Here is a 1,256-nt window from a genome sequence, read left to right as displayed (position 1 = left end):
ATCCAGATTTATTAGAATTGGAAGAAAAAGTAGTAGAAATAAGAAGAACAACACGTGTTATGGAAGGTGGTAGAAGGTTTTCATTTAGTACATTAGCTATAGTTGGAGATAAAAAAGGTCATGTAGGATTTGGTCATGGAAAAGCAAGAGAAGTTCCACCTTCCATTGCAAAAGCTATTGCTGATGCAAAGAAAAGACTCATAAAAGTTCCATTGATAGAAGGAACAATTCCTCATGACGTTATTGGAGAGTACGATTCAGCTGTAGTTTTATTAAAACCTGCAAGAAGAGGTACTGGTGTTGTTGCTGGAGGACCAATGAGACCTGTCCTTGAACTTTTAGGAGTTACAGACATTCTTACTAAAATTATAGGAAGGACAACAAATCCTAATGCTGTTGTAAGAGCAACATTTGATGCATTATTAAAAGTAAAAGCACCTGAAGAAGTTGCAAAGATTAGAGGTTTAGAAGAAGAAAAGATACTTAAAAATTATAGAATATATGCTGGAGGTGTACCAGTAAAATGAAAATAAAAGTAAAATTAATTAGAGGATTCACCGGTAAAACTGAGAAACAAAAGCAAGCATTAAAATCTTTAGGATTGAAGAAAATATACGATGAAAGAATCTTAGATAAAAATCCTATGGTATGTGGAAATTTAGAATTAGTAAAACACTTAGTTAAAGTGGAGGAGATACAGTAATGAAACTACATGAATTAAAACCTAATAAAGGAGCAACGCATAAAAAGAAAATAGTAGGAAGAGGTATAGGTTCTGGACACGGAAAAACTTCTACAAGAGGTCATAAAGGACAAAAATCAAGGTCTGGAGATTCTAAACTTCCTGCAAGGTTTGAAGGTGGACAAACACCTTTCATAATGAGAATTCCTAAGAGAGGATTTAAAAATCCAAACAAAGTAGAATATGAAATAGTAAATTTAAAAGATTTAGATAAAAAGTTTAATGAGAATGAAGAAGTAAATCCTAAAACTTTAATGGAAAAAGGATTAGTAAAAAAGGGAGAATGTGTAAAAATACTCGGAGATGGAGAGATAACAAAGAAATTGACAGTAAAAGCTCATTCTTTCTCTGCTTCTGCTGAAGAAAAAATAAAAGCTGTTGGTGGAACGATAGAAAAAATCTCTAAATAGAGGTAGTTTTGGATAAAATTATAAATATTTTACAAATAAAAGAGCTTAGAAACAGAATATTAATAACTTTATTTGTTAATAGAAGTACAGAAATTTCTCCTACC

3 protein-coding genes are annotated in these 1,256 nt (G+C 31.4%); all 3 read left to right on the top strand.

Annotated features, from left to right (window positions below; all coding sequences use genetic code 11):
- The coding region (gene rpsE, locus NE054_RS08255) for a 30S ribosomal protein S5 (protein WP_297890507.1) at positions 1 to 527 on the top strand (527 nt) is incomplete at its 5' end.
- Positions 524 to 703 (top strand): 50S ribosomal protein L30, encoded by a 180-nt coding sequence (gene rpmD / locus NE054_RS08250; protein WP_297890505.1) that lies wholly within the window; start codon positions 524 to 526, stop codon positions 701 to 703. The genes rpsE and rpmD, both read left to right, overlap by 4 nt.
- Positions 703 to 1,152 carry a 50S ribosomal protein L15 gene (gene rplO, locus NE054_RS08245; protein ID WP_297890502.1) on the top strand — a complete coding sequence of 150 codons (450 nt, stop codon included), beginning with the start codon at positions 703 to 705 and terminating at the stop codon, positions 1,150 to 1,152. Before rpmD ends, rplO begins: the two co-directional genes overlap by 1 nt.
- The last annotated feature ends 104 nt before the right edge of the window (positions 1,153 to 1,256 follow it).

The organism is Sulfurihydrogenibium sp., assembly GCF_027448985.1.
In the GTDB taxonomy this organism is placed as follows: Bacteria; Aquificota; Aquificia; order Aquificales; family Hydrogenothermaceae; genus Sulfurihydrogenibium.
Note: the sequence above shows the minus strand (reverse complement) of the source record. Positions and strands in the feature narration are given on the sequence as shown.

What these genes read in the sequence shown, in the direction of transcription:
- rpmD (WP_297890505.1), top strand. Translation starts at nt 524, where the DNA reads ATGAAAATAAAAGTAAAATTAATTAGAGGATTCACCGGTAAAACTGAG.
- rplO (WP_297890502.1), top strand. Translation starts at nt 703, where the DNA reads ATGAAACTACATGAATTAAAACCTAATAAAGGAGCAACGCATAAAAAG.